This window comes from Aquitalea aquatica, assembly GCF_013911085.1.
Classification (GTDB): Bacteria; Pseudomonadota; Gammaproteobacteria; order Burkholderiales; family Chromobacteriaceae; genus Aquitalea; species Aquitalea aquatica.
The window spans coordinates 1-1035 of sequence record NZ_JACERN010000038.1 but is presented as its reverse complement, the minus strand read 5'-3'; the positions used below and the strand labels follow the sequence as shown (position 1 = coordinate 1035).

The following is a 1035-nucleotide window of genomic DNA, read 5'->3' as shown; positions in this document are numbered from 1 at the left end:
CGGGTGACACGCTGAACGTCACCATTAACGGTACTGCCCAGCCGGGTCACGTACTGACCGCTGCTGAAATCACTGCAGGTCAGGTCGTTCTCACTCCGGCTGCACCGGCCGAAGGCGGCACGCTGACAGTTGCCGCCACCATCACCGATCCGGCTGGCAACACCTCGGCTCAGGGTAGCGACAGCGCCAAGCTGGACACCACCGCCCCGTCGGCACCGACCGTGGTCATCGCCACCGATGCCAACAACGACGGCTTCATCAACAAGGCTGAGCAGGGCAGCGCCACGACTGACACCGTCAATATCGGCCTGCCGGCAGATGCCAAGGCTGGCGATACGCTGAACGTCACCATCAATGGCGTGGCCCAGCCGGGTCACGTGCTGACTGCCGCTGAAATTACTGCAGGCCAGGTGGTGATCACCCCGACTGCGCCGGCCGAAGGCGGCACGCTGACTGTTGCCGCCACTATCACCGATCCGGCTGGTAACACCTCGGCACAAGGTAGTGACAGCGCCAAGCTGGACACCACCGCACCGTCGGCCCCGACCGTAGTCATCACCACCGATGCCAACAACGATGGCTTCATCAACAAGGCTGAGCAGGGCAGCGCGACGACAGATACCGTCAACATCGGCCTGCCGGCAGATGCCAAGGCTGGCGATACGCTGAACGTCACCATCAACGGTACGGCTCAGCCGGGTCATGTGCTGACTGCTGCTGAAATTACTGCGGGTCAGGTGGTATTGACGCCGACCGCCCCGGCCGAAGGCGGCACGCTGACGGTGGCTGCTACCATCACCGACGTGGCCGGTAACACCTCGGCACAAGGTAGTGACAGCGCCGTCCGGGACACCACCGCACCGACCATTGTTATCGCCACCACCCTGGCTGGCGACAACATCGTCAATGCCGCCGAACACAACCAGCCGCTGACCATCAGCGGTAGCACTACGGGTGTGGAAGACGGCCAGAAGGTGGACGTGGTGCTGAACGGCACCCACTACAGCGCCACCGTGACCAACAACAGCTGGACGC

1 protein-coding gene is annotated in these 1035 nt (G+C 63.4%); it reads left to right on the top strand.

Annotation, left to right across the window (positions count from 1 at the left end; genetic code table 11):
- A partial coding sequence (locus H2Z84_RS14860) for an Ig-like domain-containing protein (protein ID WP_181836681.1) occupies positions 1–1035 on the top strand: 1035 nt, incomplete at both ends.